This is a genomic window from Streptomyces lomondensis (genome assembly GCF_014651035.1).
Lineage (GTDB): Bacteria > Actinomycetota > Actinomycetes > Streptomycetales > Streptomycetaceae > Streptomyces > Streptomyces lomondensis.
In genome coordinates, this window is the sequence record NZ_BMWC01000002.1 from 235,513 (window position 1) to 252,410 (window position 16,898).

Below are 16,898 nucleotides of genomic sequence, written 5' to 3' on the forward strand. Positions count from 1 at the left end.
CGACCCCGGGCAAGAAACGTAGGATCGTCCTCCGCAAGGGCGCGCGGCGGCAACTACCGGAGCACGCGCTGAGCTTGACCGATCGTCACCGAGGGGCGGCAGGACGTGAGCGAGGGGTACGAGGGCAACACCGGCAGGGCCTGCGGTACAGGCTCCGCGGGCCGCAGACGGTCCGCCGGTGGCACAGGAACAACCTCTGACCACGCGGGAATTCCGTTCCTGGGGCACGCATTCCGGGTATCGGAGTTTCGGCGGGACCAACTGCGCGCGCGGCGCGCAGCCCCGGACGGATGGATTCGACACGCGTGACGGAGCAGCCGACCTCCTTCGAGCGCCCGCAGCCGGGCGTCGACCCCGCGGACCCCCGCGGGGCGCTCGTGCATACCTCGACACCGGCACGTGCGCCCGGCGCGGGCGCCTTACCGGCACAGAGCCGCTCCGGCGGCGAAGTCAACGCCCCGGGCACGTCGGAGCCGGGCACCTCCACGCCGTTCGGCAAGGGCAAGGACACCGTGAGCGACCCCGCCTCCGAGCACTCCCAGCCGGGTGCCGAGCAGACCGCCGAGCGCGAGACCCCTCGGCCGCGCCCGGCCCCCGAGCACATTCCGCTGCAGCCGGCCGACGAACAGGACCGGCCGGCGGCGGGCGCCGACGGGCAGGAGCGCCGTTCCGGCCAGGCCCTGCCGCCGGGCCGGCCCACGCCGATGCGGCGGGATGGCGACCGGCTCAGGTTCGTCGGTGCCGCCACCCGGCGGATCGCCCGCGGCATCGACCTCGACGAGATCGTGATGGGGCTGTGCCGGGCCACCGTGCCCACCTTCTCCGACGCGATCCTGGTCTATCTGCGCGACCCGCTGCCGGTCGGCGACGAGCGGCCCACCGGCCCGCTGGTGCTGCGGCTGCGCCGCACCGACCGGATACCGGCGGAGCGCGACACGGAGAACGGCTTCCTGCCGGCCGCGCAGCCCGAGCCGAACGAGCTGGACACGGTCGGCGCCGAGCTGTGCGAGGTACGGCCCGGCAGCGCGCTCGCCGAGGTCCTGCGGGGCGTGCGCCCGGTTTTCACCGACGCGCCCGCGGCCCGCGCGGCACTTCCCGAACTGCTCGGCGAGGGCGGCGAGTTCGCCGTACCGGACGGACAGCGCGCGATCCTCGCGCCGCTGCGCGGCCGGCGCCGGGTGATCGGTGCCGCCCTGTTCCTGCGCCGTCCCGAGCGCATCGCGTTCGAGCCGGACGACCTGCTGGTGGCCGCACAGCTCGCCACGCACAGCGCCCTGGGCATCGACAAGGCCGTGCTGTACGGCCGCGAGGCCTACATCGCGGACGAGCTGCAGCGCACCATGCTGCCCGAGACGCTGCCCCGCCCCACGGGCGTGCGGCTCGCCTCCCGCTATCTGCCGGCCGCGGAGACCGCCCGGGTCGGCGGCGACTGGTACGACGCGATCCCGCTGCCCGGCAGCCGGGTCGCCCTGGTCGTCGGTGACGTCATGGGCCACTCCATGACGTCGGCCGCCATCATGGGCCAGCTGCGCACGACCGCCCAGACCCTCGCCGGTCTCGACCTGCCGCCGCAGGAGGTGCTGCACCACCTCGACGAGCAGGCCCAGCGCCTCGGCGTGGACCGCATGGCGACCTGCCTCTACGCGGTCTACGACCCGGTCTCGCACCGCATCACCATCGCCAACGCCGGCCATCCGCCGCCCGTCCTGCTCCACCTGGGCGGCCGCGCGGAGGTGCTGCGCGTGCCGGCCGGTGCCCCCATCGGGGTCGGCGGCGTCGACTTCGAGGCCGTCGAGCTGGACGCGCCCGCCGGGGCGACCCTGCTGCTGTACACCGACGGCCTGGTCGAGTCCCGCCTCAGGGACGTGTGGACCGGCATCGAGCAGCTGCGGGAGAAGCTCGCCGCGACCGCGCAGCTCACCGGGCCGGACCATCCGCCGCCCCTGGAGGCGCTGTGCGACGAGGTGCTCGACATGCTCGGCCCGGGCGACCGGGACGACGACATCGCGCTGCTCGCCGCCCGCTTCGACGGCATCGCGCCGAGTGACGTGGCGTACTGGTTCCTGGAGCCGGAGGACGCGGCCCCCGGCCGGGCCCGCCGCCTGGCCCGGCGCGCCCTGCAGCGCTGGGGCCTTGAGGAGCTCAGCGACTCGGTCGAGCTGCTGGTCAGCGAGGTCGTGACGAACGCCGTGCGGTACGCCTCCCGGCCGGTCACGCTCCGACTGCTGCGGACGGACGTCCTGCGGTGCGAGGTGGGCGACGACGTCCCGCAGCTGCCGCGGCTGCGGCAGGCGCGCGCCACGGACGAGGGCGGACGCGGGCTGTACCTGGTGAACCGGCTGGCCCGGCGCTGGGGCGCGACCCGGCTCAGCACGGGCAAGGTCGTCTGGTTCGAGCTCAACCGCAGCTGAGAGCCGTACGCACACGTACGAACAAGCCGCAGGGCGCCCGGTGTTCACCGGGCGCCTGCGCGCTCCTACTCCTCGTCGCCCGGCTGGATCGGGTCGATCGGTCCTCCTCCTCCACCGCCGCCGCCGTCGGCCGGCGGTGTCGTCTCCGGGGCCGTGGGCGGTGTGAAGGTGGGCGGTGACGTCGTCGGGGTCGGCGGCGGGGACGACGAGGGCTTCTCCGACGTCGGCGGCGGGGACGACGACGGCTCCTTGGTCGTTGGCTCCTGCGTGGGCTCCCTGGTCGGCTCCTTCGTGGGCGTCGGCGTCCACGTCGGCTGGACGGCCGCGCCCTGCTGGGTCTCCAGGTCGAACTTGGTGACGTCGCCCATCACGCCGAAGGTGTACGCCGCCCAGATCTGCGCCGGGAAGCCACCGCCGTTGACCCGGGGTTCCCCGCCCGCCTTGTACATCGGTACCTGGGCGTGGGTCTTGTCGTCCTCGCCGAACAGGCCCACCGAGGTGACCAGGTTCGGCGTGTAGCCGGTGAACCAGGCCGACTTGTTGTTGTCGGACGTGCCGGTCTTGCCCGCGACCTGCTGGCCGTCGCGCTTGGGGTTGTTGCGTACGGATGCCTGGGCGGTGCCGTCGTCGACCACGCCGGTCAGCACCGAGGTCACCGAGTCGGCGGCCTCGCGGCCGATGGCCTGCTCGCCGACCGGGTCGGGCATGGTGACCGTCTTGTTCAGGTGCTCCGCGGACTTCACGAGGGCCGGGGTGACCTTCTTGCCGTGGTTGGCGAGGGTCGCGTAGACACCGGCCATCTCCAGGGGGCTCGCGCCCATGCTGCCCAGGGTCTGGGCGGGTACGGCCTCCATGTTCTCGGTGTCCATGCCCAGCTTGCCGGCGACCTCCACCACCTTGGACATGCCGACGTCGACGCCCATCTGCGCGAAGACGGAGTTGACGGACTTGTTCATCGCCGTCTGGACGGTGATCTTCCCGTAGTCCTCGTCGTCCTCGTTCTCGGGGGCGAAGCCGACCTTGCTGCCGTTGTCCACGACCTGGCGCTTGCTCGTGCCGTCGTAGATCGTGTTCGCGGTGATCGGCTTGCCGTCCTGCGTCTCGGCCTGCTCCTCCAGGGCGGCGGCCAGGATGACCGGCTTGAACGTGGAGGCGGGCTGGTAGTCGGAGCGGGTGGCGTTGTTGGTGTAGTGCTTGAAGTAGTCCACGCCGCCGTACATCGCGACCACGGCGCCCGTCTTCGGGTTCACGGACGCGGCACCGGCCTGGACGTCCCGGTCGACCTCGCGCTTCTCCGGGTCGAGCTTGCTGGTGAGCTGCTGCCGGACGGACTTCTCCAGCGCCGCCTGCTTCTTCTTGTCGATGTTGAGCGTGATGGTCCAGCCGCCGGCGTTGACCAACGCCTCGGCTTCCTTGGTGCTGCCGGCGATGCCCTCGGCGACGAGCTGCCTCTCCAGGGCCGCGTTGGCCGCGTTGACCAGGTAGCCCTTCTGGCCCTCCATGCCGGGGGCCGGCTTGGGCTCCTTCGGCACCGGGAACTTCATGGAGTCGCGCTCGGACTGACTCAGCCAGCCCTCCTCGACCATGTTCTTCAGGACGTAGTTCCAGCGCGCCTGCACCAGCTTCTTGCCGGTCTCCGACGCCACGGCCCAGTCGTACTGGCTCGGGGCCTGGAGCAGCGCGGCGAGGTAGGCGCCCTGCGCGACCGTGAGGTTCTCGGCGTCGGTGCGGTAGTAGGCCTGGGCGGCGGCCTGGATGCCGTAGGCGTTGCGGCCGTAGTAACTGGTGTTGATGTAGCCGGCGAGGATGTAGTCCTTGGACTTCTCCCGGTCCAGCTTCAGCGAGATGACCAGTTCCTTCAGCTTGCGCGAGACGGTCTGTTCCTGCGTCAGGTAGTAGTTCTTGACGTACTGCTGGGTGATCGTCGAACCGCCCTGCGCGCCCCGGCCGGCGAGTGTGTTGAACAGGCCGCGCGCGGTGCCCTTGAGGTCGACGCCGGCGTCCTTGTAGAAGGTCTTGTTCTCGGCCGCGACGAAGGTCAGCCGCACGTCCTTGGGGACCCTGGACAGGTCGACGACCTCGCGGTTGACCTTGCCATCGCGGGCCATGATCGCGCCGTCGCTGTACTTGTAGATGTTGCTCTGCCGCTTGGCGTCGGCGTTCCCCTCGGGGATGTCGATCACCATGTACAGCACGATGAAGGCCCCCATGCCGAGCAGGCACAGGCCGAAGAAGGTGCCGAGGATCTTCTTGAAGGTGAAGAGCCTGCGTATGCCGCTCTTCCCGGCCGCGCCCGACGAACGGCGGCGCTTGGGCGCCGCCCGGCGCCCACCGCGCTGTCGGGCGCGTCTCTCTTCCGCTCGTCCCATCGGTCCGATCCGCTCCGCTTCGTTCGTGTGTGCTCACATGTCACACAGGTTCGCCGCTCAGGTCAGCTCAGAAAGCTAACACCGGGAGATAAGAGAAAGGGCTGCCGATCCGGCCCTTTGCGGACGTGACAATCAGCACCCATCCCAACGGAACCGACGTACGAGACACGCGGAGGGTTGCCAGGACGCCGTAAAGTGATATCACTTAGATAGAAGGAAGCTAGGCAGGAGCGGCTTCCCATCGAGAACGGGGGATCACCCATGACCACACAAGACACGCAGGTCACGGCCGACGTGCCCGAGATGCCGGTGCCACGCGTGCGGGAGTTCACCGCGCACAGCATCGGCGGCGGGCTCGCCCTGCTGCTCGGCCTGCTCGGACTGCTGGCCGGCGCCGGCCTGATCGCGGCCGCCACCTCGGTGGACGCGACCGGCGCGAAGGCCGGCCTGATCATCGGCGGCATCCTGGTCGCGCTCGCGGCGTTCCTCGCCATGTGCGGACTGAACATGGTGGCGCCGGGCGAGGCCCGGGTCGTCCAGCTCTTCGGCCGGTACCGGGGCACGATCCGGCAGGACGGCCTGCGCTGGGTGAACCCGCTCACCTCGCGCACGAAGATCTCGACGCGCGTCCGCAACCACGAGACCGCCGTCCTGAAGGTCAACGACGCCTACGGCAACCCGATCGAGCTCGCCGCGGTCGTGGTGTGGCGCGTCGAGGACACCGCCCAGGCGGTCTTCGAGGTGGACGACTACATCGAGTTCGTCTCCACCCAGACCGAGGCGGCCGTGCGGCACATCGCCATCGAGTACCCCTACGACGCCCACGAGGAGGACGGCCTCTCGCTGCGCGGCAACGCCGAGGAGATCACCGAGAAGCTCGCGGTCGAACTGCACGCGCGCGTGGAGGCGGCCGGGGTGCAGATCATCGAGTCACGCTTCACGCACCTCGCCTACGCCCCCGAGATCGCCTCGGCGATGCTCCAGCGGCAGCAGGCCGGAGCGGTGGTCGCCGCGCGGCGGCAGATCGTGGACGGGGCGGTCGGGATGGTCGAGGCCGCGATCGCCCGGATCACCGAGCGGGACATCGTGGAACTGGACTCCGAGCGCAAGGCGGCGATGGTCTCCAACCTGATGGTGGTGCTGTGCGGAGACCGCGCCGCGCAGCCGGTCCTCAACACCGGGTCCCTCTACCAGTGACCGCCCCTTCCGACGGTCCGGGCCCGCAGCGCCGGCCGCAGCAGCAGCGCAAGCAGGTGCTGCTGCGGCTGGACCCGGCGGTGTACGAGGCGCTGGCGCGGTGGGCCGGGGACGAGTTGCGGTCCGCCAACGCGCAGATCGAGTTCCTGCTGCGGCGGGCGCTGGCGGAGGCGGGGCGGTTGCCGCGGGATGCGGGGCCGCTGCCTCGGCGGGGGCGGCCTCCCGGGTCTACCGGGGGCTCCGCCCCGGGACCCCCGTCGGCCTGATGTACCGGCGGGCCGGGGCGTTGCAGAACTGTGACAACCACGCCCGACCTGCGCTCCCACGCCCCCCGCCATGATCTACACACTCGGCGTATACATGCCGCGTATACACCACGTGTACAGTCCTGGTCATGTCCATCGGTCACACTCTCCTGGGGCTCCTGGAGTCCGGCCCGCGGCACGGTTACGACCTGAAGCGGGCCTTCGACGAGAAGTTCGGTCACGACCGGCCGCTCCACTACGGCCAGGTCTACTCGACGATGTCCCGGCTGCTGAAGCACGGGCTCGTCGAGGTCGACGGCATCGAGGCGGGCGGCGGGCCCGAGCGCAAGCGGTACGCGATCACCGAGGCCGGCATCACCGACGTCGAGCGCTGGCTCGCCACGCCCGAGAAGCCGGAGCCGTACCTCCAGTCCACCCTCTACACCAAGGTCGTCCTCGCACTGCTCACGCACCGGGACGCCGCCGACATCCTCGACACCCAGCGCTCCGAGCACCTGCGCAGCATGCGGATCCTCACCGACCGCAAGCGCAAGGGCGACCTGGCCGACCAGCTCGTCTGCGACCACGCCCTGTTCCACCTGGAGGCGGACCTGCGCTGGCTGGAACTGACCGCGGCGCGCCTGGACAAGCTCCGCGAGGCGGTGACCCGGTGACGTTTCCCGCTGGTTCGCTGCTCACCGCCCGGGACCTGCGCAAGGCGTACGGGCCGACCACCGCGCTCGACGGCGCCGAGTTCTCCATCCACCCGGGTGAGGTCGTCGCCGTGATGGGCCCCTCCGGGTCGGGCAAGTCGACGCTGCTGCACTGCCTCGCCGGGATCATCACGCCCGACTCGGGCTCGATCACGTACGACGGGCGGGAGGTGACCTCGATGAGCGACGCCGCGCGCAGCGCGCTGCGGCGCTCCGAGTTCGGGTTCGTCTTCCAGTTCGGGCAGCTCGTGCCGGAACTCACCTGCGTGGAGAACGTCGCGCTCCCGCTGCGGCTGAGCGGATCGTCCCGCAAGGAGGCCGAGCGGACCGCCCTGGCGTGGATGGAGCGGCTGGAGGTCGACGAGCTGCGCGGGAAGCGGCCCGGGGAGGTGTCCGGCGGTCAGGGGCAGCGGGTCGCCGTCGCGCGGGCGCTGGTCACCAACCCGCGTGTGGTGTTCGCCGACGAGCCGACCGGCGCGCTCGACTCGCTCAACGGCGAGCGCGTGATGGAGCTGCTCACGGACGCCGCCCGGTCCGCCAACGCCGCCGTGGTGCTCGTCACGCACGAGGCCCGGGTGGCCGCCTACTCCGACCGCGAGATCGTCGTACGGGACGGGAAGTCCCGGGACATGGAGCGCGTCGTATGAGTGCCCGGCAGTGGCGCAGGGATCTGGCGATGGGAACGCGGTTCGCCTTCGCGGGCGGGCGCGAGGGATGGATCCGGGCGCTGCTCACGGCCGTCGGCGTGGGGCTCGGGGTGGTGCTGCTGCTGCTCACCACCGCCATCCCGAACGCGCTGGCGGAACGGCACCGGCGCGAGCAGGCGCGCAGCGACCACACCTTCAGCCAGCAGAAGATACCGAAGGCCGACGACACCCTGATCGTCCTGGACGCCGACACCGCCTTCCGCGACCGGGACATCCGCGGGCGCCTGTTGGAGGCGGAGGGCCCGAAGGCTCCGCTGCCGCCGGGGGTCTCGGCGTTCCCGGGGCCCGGCGAGATGGTCGTCTCCCCCGCCCTGAAGGAACTGCTCGCCTCCGACGACAGCAGGCTGCTGCGCGAGCGGCTGCCTTACCGGGTCACGGGCACCGTCGGCGAGCAGGGGCTCGTCGGCTCCCAGGAACTCGCCTACTTCGCGGGCGGCAAGGGGCTCGCCGACCGGCTGGATTCCGCTTCCGGGGCGCGCATCGACAGCTTCGGCAACCCAGACCTGGGGAGGTCCGACCCCTGGGACCCGGTGCTGCTCCTGCTGGTCCTGGTCGTCTTCGTGGTGCTGCTGATGCCGGTCGCCGTGTTCATCGCCGCGGCCGTGCGGTTCGGCGGCGAGCGGCGCGACCGCAGGCTCGCGGCGCTGCGGCTGGTCGGCTCCGACAGCCGGATGACCCGGCGGATCGCCGCCGGCGAGGCGCTGGCCGGCTCCGTCCTGGGGCTGGTCCTCGGCACCGGGTTCTTCCTGCTCGGACGTCAGCTGGCGGCCTCCTTCGAGGTGTTCCGCGTCAGCGTGTTCCCGAGCTACCTGAACCCCTCTCCCCTGCTGGCCGCCCTGGTCGCGGTGGCGGTGCCGACGGCCGCGGTGCTGGTGACGCTCCTCGCCCTGCGCGGGGTGGTCATCGAGCCGCTCGGCGTGGTGCGCACGGCCAAGCCCGCGCGGCGCCGGCTGTGGTGGCGGCTGCTGCTGCCGCTGGGCGGCCTCGCGCTGCTGTTCCCGATGGTCGGGCAGGGCAACGACGACGGGACCTTCAACCAGTACCTCGTCGTCGGCGGTGTCATGCTCCTGCTCGTCGGCGTCACGGCGCTGCTGCCCTGGGTCGTGGAGGCCGTCGTGTCCCGGCTCGGCTCCGGCGGGATCGCCTGGCAACTTGCCGTGCGCAGACTCCAGTTGAGCAGCGGTGCGGCGGCCCGCATGGTCAACGGCATCGCGGTGGCGGTGGCCGGGGCGATCGCGCTCCAGATGCTGTTCGCCGGGGTGGAGGACGACTACACCGCGGCCTCGCCGTACGACGTCTCCCGGGCGCAGATGAGCGTGGACGTGGCGGACGGCGCCGACACCGCGTCCACCGTCGCGGAGTACCGCGACACCGAGGGCGTGCGCGAGGCCACCGCGTTGTCCGACGTCCACCTCGGCGACCGGCGCGGCGAGGCGGACACGTACGTCCAGATCACCGTGGCCGACTGCGCGTCGCTGGGCGAGGTGGCCACGCTGCGGTCCTGCCGCGACGGGGACGTCTTCGCCGTCCGGGGCTCGCAGTACGAGAGCGAGACCGCCCATCTGGCCAAGCCCGGCACGACCCTGTGGGCCGACCCGGACGGCCACCCGGGCTCCGGCGGCCGGTGGGTCTCCTGGACGGTGCCGCAGGACGTCCGGCAGGCCCGGTCCCGCGAGGACCCCACCGGGTACGAGCGCGGCGGCCTCCTGATCACCCCCGGCGCACTGCCGGAGAAGCTCGGGGCGTTCACCGCCACGCGGCTCTTCCTGAGCCTGGACCCCTCCGTGCCGGACGCGCACGAGTACGTGCGCAACACGGCCGCCCGGCTGGACCCGACGTCCCAGCCGATGACCTGGCAAGTCAGCGAGCGCAACGACCGCTACGACACCATCCGCACGGGCCTGTCCGTCGGTGCCGCGTGCGTGCTGGCGCTGATCGGGGCGAGCCTGCTGGTCTCGCAGTTGGAGCAGCTGCGCGAGCGCCGCAAGCTGCTGTCGTCGCTGGTCGCCTTCGGCACCCGGCGCCGCACCCTCAGCCTGTCGGTGCTGTGGCAGACGGCGATCCCGATCGGGCTGGGCCTGCTGCTCGCCGCGGCGGTGGGCATGACCCTGGGCGCGGTCCTGCTGCGGATGGCGAACACGTCCGTCCGGGTCGTCTGGCCGAGCGTGCTGTCGATGACCGGCATCGGCGCGGGGGTCGTCCTGGCGGTGACCCTCCTGAGCCTGCCACCGCTACTGAAGATGGCACGACCGGACGGCCTACGGACCGAGTAGGACGACGGCCCGGCCAGGACTGCGATGGGGGCTTGGGCCAGGACCCGTACGACCTGCGTCCGCGTGGGCCCCGGCCAGGACCACGTCAGGGACCTGGGCCAGGACCCGTACGGGCAAGCGACCGCGTGGGCCCGGGTCAGGGCTCCGTCAGGGACCTGGGTCAAGACCCGTACGGGCCTGCGACCGTGTAGGCCCCGGTCAGGGACTCCGTCAGGGACCTGGGTCAGGACCCATACGGGCACCGGCCGCGTGGGCCTCCGGGATTGGCCGCGTCAGGTGTCCTGGTCCAGGACCGGTACGGCCTGCGGCCGCGTGAGCCCCTGGTCGGACCGCGTCAGGGACCTGGGGGCCAGGACCCGTATGGCCTGCCTCCGCGTGGGCCCCGGTCAGGGCCCTGTCAGGCGCCTGGCCCGAGACCCGTACGGGCAACGCCGCGTGAACGGGGCCCGTCGGCGTCTCGGCCCAAGATCCATACAGGCTGCGGCCGCATGAGCGGGCCGCGTCAGGCGTCCCCGGTTCAGCCGGGCCCCGAAGCGGCTCGCCGCGTGCAGGCCGCGGCCGAGGCGGCGGCCGACGCCTCCGGCGGGGACCTGCCGACCGGGTGGTGCAGGCGTCGGAGGCGACCCCGCTCCGACGTCCGCACCAGGCCCAAGACTCATGGGCCCCCGGCCAGGACCACGTCAGGGACCTGACCCAAGACCGTACGGGCCACGACAGCGCGGGCGGACCGCGCCAGACGCCCCGGTCCAAGACCCATACATGCCACGGCCGCGTGGCCGGACCGCGTCAGGCGTCCCGGTCCAGGACCCGTACGGGCAGGGGGCGGAGTGCCTGGCGCAGGGCCGTTGCGAGTTCCTCGTACTCGGCGCCGCGTGCGGCCCCCGCCCGCATCGCCAGGGCGATGCGGCGGGTGGGGGCCGGGTCGGCGAAGTACCCGGTGAGGAGCTGGTTGCTGCGGGAGGTCTCGACCTTGACGGCGGTGCGCGGCAGCAGCGTGACGCCGAGGCCGCCCGCGACGAGCTGCACCAGCGTGGACAGCCCGGCGGCGGTCGTGGTGACCGGCACGTCGTCGCGGCCGGCCTCCCGGCAGATGTCGAGGGCCTGGTCGCGCAGGCAGTGCCCCTCGTCCAGCAGCAGCAGGTTCAGCTCGCGCAGCGCCTCGCGCGGAATGCCCTCGCGGCCGCCGAGCCAGTGGTCGAGCGGCGTGACGAGCACGAAGTCCTCGTCGAACAGCGGCAGTTCGGCCACGCCCGGCACACCCAGCGGCACGGCGAGCAGCAGCAGGTCGAGCCGCCCGCCGGCCAGGCCGTCGAGCAGGTTGGCGGTCTGCTCCTCGTGCACCTGGAGGTCGAGGTGCGGATACCGGTCGTGCACGAGCCGCAGCACGGTGGGCAGCAGATAGGGCGCCACGGTCGGAATGACCCCCAGCCGCAGCACCCCCGTGAACGGGGCCCGGACCGCCTCGGCCTCCTCCATGAGCGCACCCACCTCGGCCAGCACCGCCTTGGCCCGTACGGCGATCCGCTCACCCTCGGGCGAGAGCAGCACCTTGCGCGTCGTACGCTCCAGGAGCGTCACTCCGAGTGTCTCCTCCAGCGCCGAGACGGCACCCGAGAGGGCGGGCTGGCTCATGCCGATCGCCCCCGCGGCGTCCCGGAAATGCAGGTGCTCGGCGACGGCCGCGAAGGCCCGCAGCTGGGCGAGGCTGGGCTGCCTGCGCTTACTACCCACAGTCACTGATAACTACCTCCGATCAACTCGACCGAGTGTAGCTATTTCCGTAATCAATCGAGCCTGTGCCAACATCAACACCGTCCAACCCATGGGAAACGCCCGCAATCCGGGTATTTCTTCGCTGCAAGGAGAGCGTGTGCTCACTGTCGGTGACAAGTTCCCCGAGTTCGAACTGACCGCCTGCGTCTCGCTGGAAAAGGGCAAGGAGTTCGAGAAGATCAACCACAAGACCTACGAGGGTAAGTGGAAGGTGATCTTCGCCTGGCCCAAGGACTTCACCTTCGTGTGCCCGACCGAGATCGCCGCCTTCGGCAAGCTGAACGAGGAGTTCGCCGACCGCGACGCCCAGGTCCTCGGCTTCTCCGGCGACTCCGAGTTCGTCCACCACGCCTGGCGCAAGGACCACGACGACCTGCGCGACCTGCCCTTCCCGATGATGGCCGACTCCAAGCACGAGCTGATGCGCGAGCTGGGCATCGAGGACGAGGACGGCTTCGCCAAGCGCGCGGTCTTCATCGTGGACCAGAACAACGAGATCCAGTTCTCGATGGTGACCGCGGGTTCGGTCGGCCGTAACCCGAAGGAGGTCCTGCGGGTCCTGGACGCGCTCCAGACGGACGAGCTGTGCCCCTGCAACTGGTCGAAGGGCGACGAGACCCTGGACCCGGTCGCGCTGCTCTCCGGAGAGTGATCTGACATGTCCCTCGACGCGCTCAAGTCCGCGATACCGGACTACGCCAAGGACCTGAAGCTCAATCTGGGCTCGGTCATCGGCAACTCGGACCTGCCGGCCCAGCAGCTGTGGGGCACGGTCCTGGCGACGGCGATCGCCTCGCGCTCCCCGATCGTGCTGCGCGAGCTGGAGCCGGAGGCGAAGGCGAACCTGTCGCCGGAGGCGTACACGGCCGCCAAGTCCGCCGCCGCGGTGATGGCGATGAACAACGTCTTCTACCGCACGCGCCACCTGCTGTCGGACCACGAGTACGGCACCCTGCGCGCGGGCCTGCGGATGAACGTCATCGGCAACCCGGGCGTCGACAAGGTCGACTTCGAGCTGTGGTCCTTCGCGGTCTCCGCGATCAACGGCTGCGGCATGTGCCTCGACTCCCACGAGCAGGTCCTGCGCAAGGCCGGCCTCGACCGCGAGGTCATCCAGGAGGCGTTCAAGATCGCGTCCGTGATCCAGGCGGTCGGCGTGACGCTGGACGCCGAGGCGGTCCTGTCCGAGTAACCCTCGACACCGGCCTCACCGAGCAGGGCCCCGTCCACCAACAGGTGGGCGGGGCCCTGCTGTTCGCCTTTTCTCCCACCTACTCCGAGGGCACTTCCGCAGCAGGCTCCCCACTCACCGCCGTAACCCCCCGCGGCCGCACCGCATGGCGATACGCGGACTGCCGCGAATACGCCCGCAGATACCCGGCCACCGTGTTCGTCACAGCCACCAGCGGCACGGCGACCACCGCGCCCCCGATCCCGGCCACCATTCCCCCGCAGGCCACGGACAGCACCACCGCCAGCGGATGCACCCGCACGGCCCGCCCCAGAATGAACGGCTGGAGGATGTGCCCCTCGATCTGCTGCACCGCCAGCACGACCACCAGCGTCATGACAGCCGTGAACACCCCCTGGGTGACAAGCGCGACGACCACCGCCAGCGCCCCGGACACCACCGCACCCACCAGCGGGATGAACGCGCCCAGGAAGATGAACACCGCCAGCGGCACGGCCATCGGCACATCGAGGAAGTAGATCCCGAGCCCGATGAAGATCGCGTCGATCAGCGCGACGATCACCGTGCCCCGCACATACGCCGTCAGCGTCCGCCACGCCGCCGGCCCGGCCCCCGCCACCCCCGGCCGCGCCGCCGCCGGCACCAGCTTCAGCGTCCACTGCCAGATCCGCTTGCCGTCGTAGAGCAGGAACAGCGTGCAGAACACGGCCAGCAGGATCCCGGTCAGGGCCTCCACGACGACCGTGACGCCCTCGAGCCCCGCCGAGGTGATCTGGTCGGTGTTCGCGCCGACCGCCTCGCGCAGGTTCTTGGCGATCTCGTTGATCTGCTTGTCCGTGACGTGGAACGGGCTGTTCAGCAGCCAGTTCCGCAACTCGTCGATGCCGTCCTGGATCTGGCCCGAGAGGTCGTCGATGTTCTCCATGACCTGCCAGGTCACGAACCAGCCGATCAGGCCCATCACGACGAACCCGAGGATCGCCGTCAGCACCGTGGCCGGCCCGCGCGGCACCCCGTGCCGCCGCAGCCGCGCCACGGTCGGCTGGAGCAGCGCCGTGATGAGCAGCGCGATGACGAACGAGAGCACCACCAGCTGGACGGCGCTGATGACCCGCATCAGCACCCACAGCGTGCCCGCGAGGACCAGCAGCCGCCAGCCCGCCTCGGCCGCGACCCGCACCCCCCACGGCACGGCGAGCGCGGGATCGGGCCGCGCCGGGACGTCGGGCGCGTAGTCCGGGGGCGGCGGCACGTGCTCGTCGGACCGCGTCCTCGACTCGGTGTCGTCCCGCTCCCGTTCGGCCTCGGCGCGGCGTTCGTTCCACCGCTCGCTCATCTCGGTCAGTCCGGCACCGAGCCGGCCGAGCCACCCTGGCACTCGCGACATGATCCGTCCTTTTCCCCCGTCTCCGCGCACCACTTCCCCCGAAGTCGTCCGCGTCCGACCGTACATGGCGCGAGCCCCGCGCCGTGGAACGGTGCGGGGCTCGCGAAGGATGTGATCGGCCGTGGGCCGGTCGGCTCAGTACCAGTGGTTGGCCTGCCAGAAAGACCAGGCGTCACAGGGGCTGCCGTAGCGGTCGTTCATGTAGTTCAGGCCCCACTTGATCTGGGTGGCCGGGTTGGTCCGCCAGTCGGCGCCGACGGACGACATCTTGGAACCGGGCAGGGCCTGGAACATGCCGTAAGCGCCGGAGGAGGGGTTGACCGCCTTGTAGTTCCAGTCGGACTCGTGGTCCACGATGTTGCTGAAGCACTGGAACTGACCCGCCGGCACCATCTGCCGCGCCATCGCCTGGATCTGGGCGATGGTGTAGGAGGTCGCGACGGGGAAGTCGGAGATGTCCTTGGAGCGGCTGGCGGCCTCCTTGGCCTCCGCGCGCTCCTTGGCCTCCTTGGCGGCTGCCTCGGCAGCCTTCTCGGCGGCTTTCTTCTTGGCGATGGCCGTCTCGGCGGCAGCCTTGCGGGCGGCCTCCTCGGCGTCCTTCTTCGCGCTCACGTCCGCCGCGATGGCCTGTGCGTCGGCCTGCTGCGTCAGCGACGCCGTCTGCACCTGGGCCTGCTGGCCCGCGGGGATGTCCGCGAGCAGCGTGGCGCCGCTTGCCGTCGCCTCCGCGTCGTTGTTCTGCGCGGTGCTGCCCGAGGCAACGCCGACGACGCTTCCGACAGCGGTGACCGCCGTGGCCGAGGCCACTGCGAATCCCCGGACCGAGATCCGGCTCACACGGTTTCCTTCCAGCATCGCCCGCTTCGGTGACCCTCGCGGACGCAATCGTGCCCCTGGCACTGGCCTCCCCAACTGCGGGGTCACGGGAGGCACGGGCCCGGTGGGCAACTCCCCGGGGGGAGTGCCGCGTGGTGCTCGGGCGGCATACGACATCGCTATGCAGTTGACGCTGTTGCTTTTGTGGTGCCGTACCGCTGGGGGTACAGGTGTGTCGTATGCGGGGCCTGACAGGAGTGAGACTCTGCCGTAACCCGACGGGGCAAGGCAATTCCACGTTGCGTGTGAAAGCTCACATCCCGTTTGACGTCGGAGATTCACAGAAACACCCACACACGAAGGCGCCGCCCGGCTAGGCTCTTCGCCTTTCCGGACGGCGCCAACTAGCGCGTAACCACCCCTGCTTGGGGCAGGGTGGTCAGATCTGCCCGTCTTCGAGCATTTCGGTCACAAGGGCAGCGATCTGGGACCTCTCGGATCGGGTCAGGGTCACGTGCGCGAACAGCGGATGCCCCTTCAGCTTCTCGACGACGGCGACGACACCGTCGTAGCGACCGACCCTGAGGTTGTCCCGCTGGGCCACGTCGTGGGTGAGGACCACCCGTGAATTGGCCCCGATCCGGGACAGAACGGTAAGAAGTACGTTCCGTTCCAGCGACTGGGCCTCGTCGACGATGACGAACGCGTCGTGCAGCGAGCGGCCGCGGATGTGCGTGAGCGGCAGCACCTCCAGCATCCCGCGCGCGGTGACCTCCTCGATGACCTCCCGGCTGGTGACCGCCGACAGCGTGTCGAACACCGCCTGCGCCCAGGGGCTCATCTTCTCCGCCTCGGTACCGGGCAGATAGCCGAGCTCCTGCCCGCCCACCGCGTACAGCGGACGGAAGACCATCACCTTCTGGTGCTGACGGCGTTCCAGCACCGCCTCCAGACCCGCGCACAGCGCCAGCGCCGACTTGCCGGTGCCGGCCCGGCCGCCCATCGACACGATCCCGATGTCCGGGTCGAGGAGCAGGTCCAGCGCGATCCGCTGCTCGGCGCTGCGGCCCTTGATGCCGAACGCCTCACCATCCCCGCGTACGACACGGACGTTGCCCTCGGGCGTGACCCGCCCGAGCGCCTTGCCGCGCTCCGACTGGATCATCAGGCCCGTGTGCACCGGCAGGTCGGCGGCCTCGGGGACGTAGACGTGCCCTTCCTCGAAGAGGATGTCCACCTGCTCGCCGGCCAGGGTCAGTTCGGACATTCCGGTCCAGCCGGAGGAGTCCGTGATGGCGAGTTCCGCGCGGTACTCCTCGGCGAGGAGTCCGACGGAGGACGCCTTGATCCTGAGCGGGAGGTCCTTCGACACGACGGTGACGTCGAACCCCTCGGCCTGGAGGTTGCGGGCGACCGCGAGGATGCGGGAGTCGTTGTCGCCCAGGCGGTAACCGCTGGGCAGCACGCTGGGGTCCGAGTGATTGAGCTCGACACGGACGGTTCCGCCGAGGTCCCCGGTCGGGATGGGGGCATCGAGGCGGCCGTACCGCACCCGGAAGTCGTCGAGCAGGCGCAGGGCCTGCCGGGCGAAGTAGCCGAGTTCGGGATGGTTCCGCTTGGCCTCCAGTTCCGTCACCACGACGATGGGAAGCACGACCTCGTGCTCGTCGAAGCGGCTCAGGGCGTTCGGGTCGGCCAGCAGGACGCTGGTGTCGAGTACGTAGGTGCGCCGGTCGGGCTTGTGGCGCTTTGTGCTGGTCACCACGGAAGGACGTACCCCCTCGGATGAGGTCGGGGAGCGACGGAGTGGAAGCT

13 protein-coding genes are annotated in these 16,898 nt (G+C 70.9%); 8 read left to right on the forward strand and 5 right to left on the reverse strand.

All coding sequences use genetic code 11. The annotated features are described in order from the left end of the window. Positions 1 to 290: 290 nt before the first annotated feature. Entirely contained in the window at positions 291 to 2,411 is a 2,121-nt protein-coding gene (locus IE255_RS08480; RefSeq protein ID WP_190049567.1) for a SpoIIE family protein phosphatase, read from the forward strand. A 65-nt stretch (positions 2,412 to 2,476) separates the two neighbouring features. Here the strand turns inward: IE255_RS08480 and IE255_RS08485 are convergent, their stop codons facing one another. Then, positions 2,477 to 4,780, reverse strand: a complete 2,304-nt coding sequence (locus tag IE255_RS08485; protein WP_190049568.1) for a transglycosylase domain-containing protein — start codon at positions 4,778 to 4,780, stop codon at positions 2,477 to 2,479. A gap of 261 nt (positions 4,781 to 5,041) precedes the next feature. On the opposite strand from IE255_RS08485, the gene IE255_RS08490 reads away from it, so the two are divergent. From IE255_RS08490 to IE255_RS08510, 5 genes are all read left to right on the forward strand, one after another. Continuing rightward, the gene (locus tag IE255_RS08490; protein ID WP_190049569.1) at positions 5,042 to 5,977 is read left to right on the forward strand and encodes an SPFH domain-containing protein; all 936 of its coding nucleotides are present in this window, start codon (positions 5,042 to 5,044) and stop codon (positions 5,975 to 5,977) included. Further along, positions 5,974 to 6,243: a type II toxin-antitoxin system antitoxin gene (locus tag IE255_RS08495; RefSeq protein WP_190049570.1), complete on the forward strand. Its 270-nt coding sequence runs from the start codon at positions 5,974 to 5,976 to the stop codon at positions 6,241 to 6,243. Before IE255_RS08490 ends, IE255_RS08495 begins: the two co-directional genes overlap by 4 nt. Before the next feature lie 128 nt (positions 6,244 to 6,371). Then, a complete protein-coding gene (locus tag IE255_RS08500) occupies positions 6,372 to 6,896 on the forward strand; it encodes a PadR family transcriptional regulator (protein ID WP_190049571.1) in 525 nt (174 codons plus the stop codon). Next, positions 6,893 to 7,582 carry an ABC transporter ATP-binding protein gene (locus IE255_RS08505; RefSeq protein WP_190049572.1) on the forward strand — a complete coding sequence of 230 codons (690 nt, stop codon included), beginning with the start codon at positions 6,893 to 6,895 and terminating at the stop codon, positions 7,580 to 7,582. Before IE255_RS08500 ends, IE255_RS08505 begins: the two co-directional genes overlap by 4 nt. Then, the gene (locus tag IE255_RS08510; protein WP_190049573.1) at positions 7,579 to 9,915 is read left to right on the forward strand and encodes an ABC transporter permease; all 2,337 of its coding nucleotides are present in this window, start codon (positions 7,579 to 7,581) and stop codon (positions 9,913 to 9,915) included. The genes IE255_RS08505 and IE255_RS08510 overlap by 4 nt, the downstream gene beginning before the upstream one ends. Positions 9,916 to 10,701: 786 nt before the next feature. Here IE255_RS08510 and IE255_RS08515 read toward each other — a convergent pair. Continuing rightward, a complete protein-coding gene (locus IE255_RS08515) occupies positions 10,702 to 11,646 on the reverse strand; it encodes a LysR substrate-binding domain-containing protein (protein WP_372487522.1) in 945 nt (314 codons plus the stop codon). A 139-nt stretch (positions 11,647 to 11,785) separates the two neighbouring features. Between IE255_RS08515 and IE255_RS08520 the strand changes: the two genes are divergently transcribed. Beyond that, positions 11,786 to 12,340 carry a peroxiredoxin gene (locus tag IE255_RS08520; RefSeq protein WP_190049575.1) on the forward strand — a complete coding sequence of 185 codons (555 nt, stop codon included), beginning with the start codon at positions 11,786 to 11,788 and terminating at the stop codon, positions 12,338 to 12,340. Between the two features lie 6 nt (positions 12,341 to 12,346). After that, the gene (locus IE255_RS08525) at positions 12,347 to 12,880 is read left to right on the forward strand and encodes an alkyl hydroperoxide reductase (RefSeq protein WP_190049576.1); all 534 of its coding nucleotides are present in this window, start codon (positions 12,347 to 12,349) and stop codon (positions 12,878 to 12,880) included. 79 nt (positions 12,881 to 12,959) lie between these two features. On the opposite strand, the gene IE255_RS08530 is transcribed toward IE255_RS08525, so the two are convergent. From IE255_RS08530 to phoH2, 3 genes are all read right to left on the reverse strand, one after another. Further along, positions 12,960 to 14,267: an AI-2E family transporter gene (locus tag IE255_RS08530; protein ID WP_190049577.1), complete on the reverse strand. Its 1,308-nt coding sequence runs from the start codon at positions 14,265 to 14,267 to the stop codon at positions 12,960 to 12,962. Between the two features lie 135 nt (positions 14,268 to 14,402). After that, on the reverse strand, positions 14,403 to 15,104 hold the full coding sequence (locus IE255_RS08535; protein WP_505016473.1) for an aggregation-promoting factor C-terminal-like domain-containing protein: 702 nt from the start codon (positions 15,102 to 15,104) through the stop codon (positions 14,403 to 14,405). A 418-nt stretch (positions 15,105 to 15,522) separates the two neighbouring features. After that, complete coding sequence (gene phoH2 / locus IE255_RS08540) at positions 15,523 to 16,848, reverse strand: RNA 5'-3' helicase PhoH2 (RefSeq protein ID WP_190049579.1); 1,326 nt, start codon at positions 16,846 to 16,848, stop codon at positions 15,523 to 15,525. Between the last annotated feature and the right edge of the window lie 50 nt (positions 16,849 to 16,898).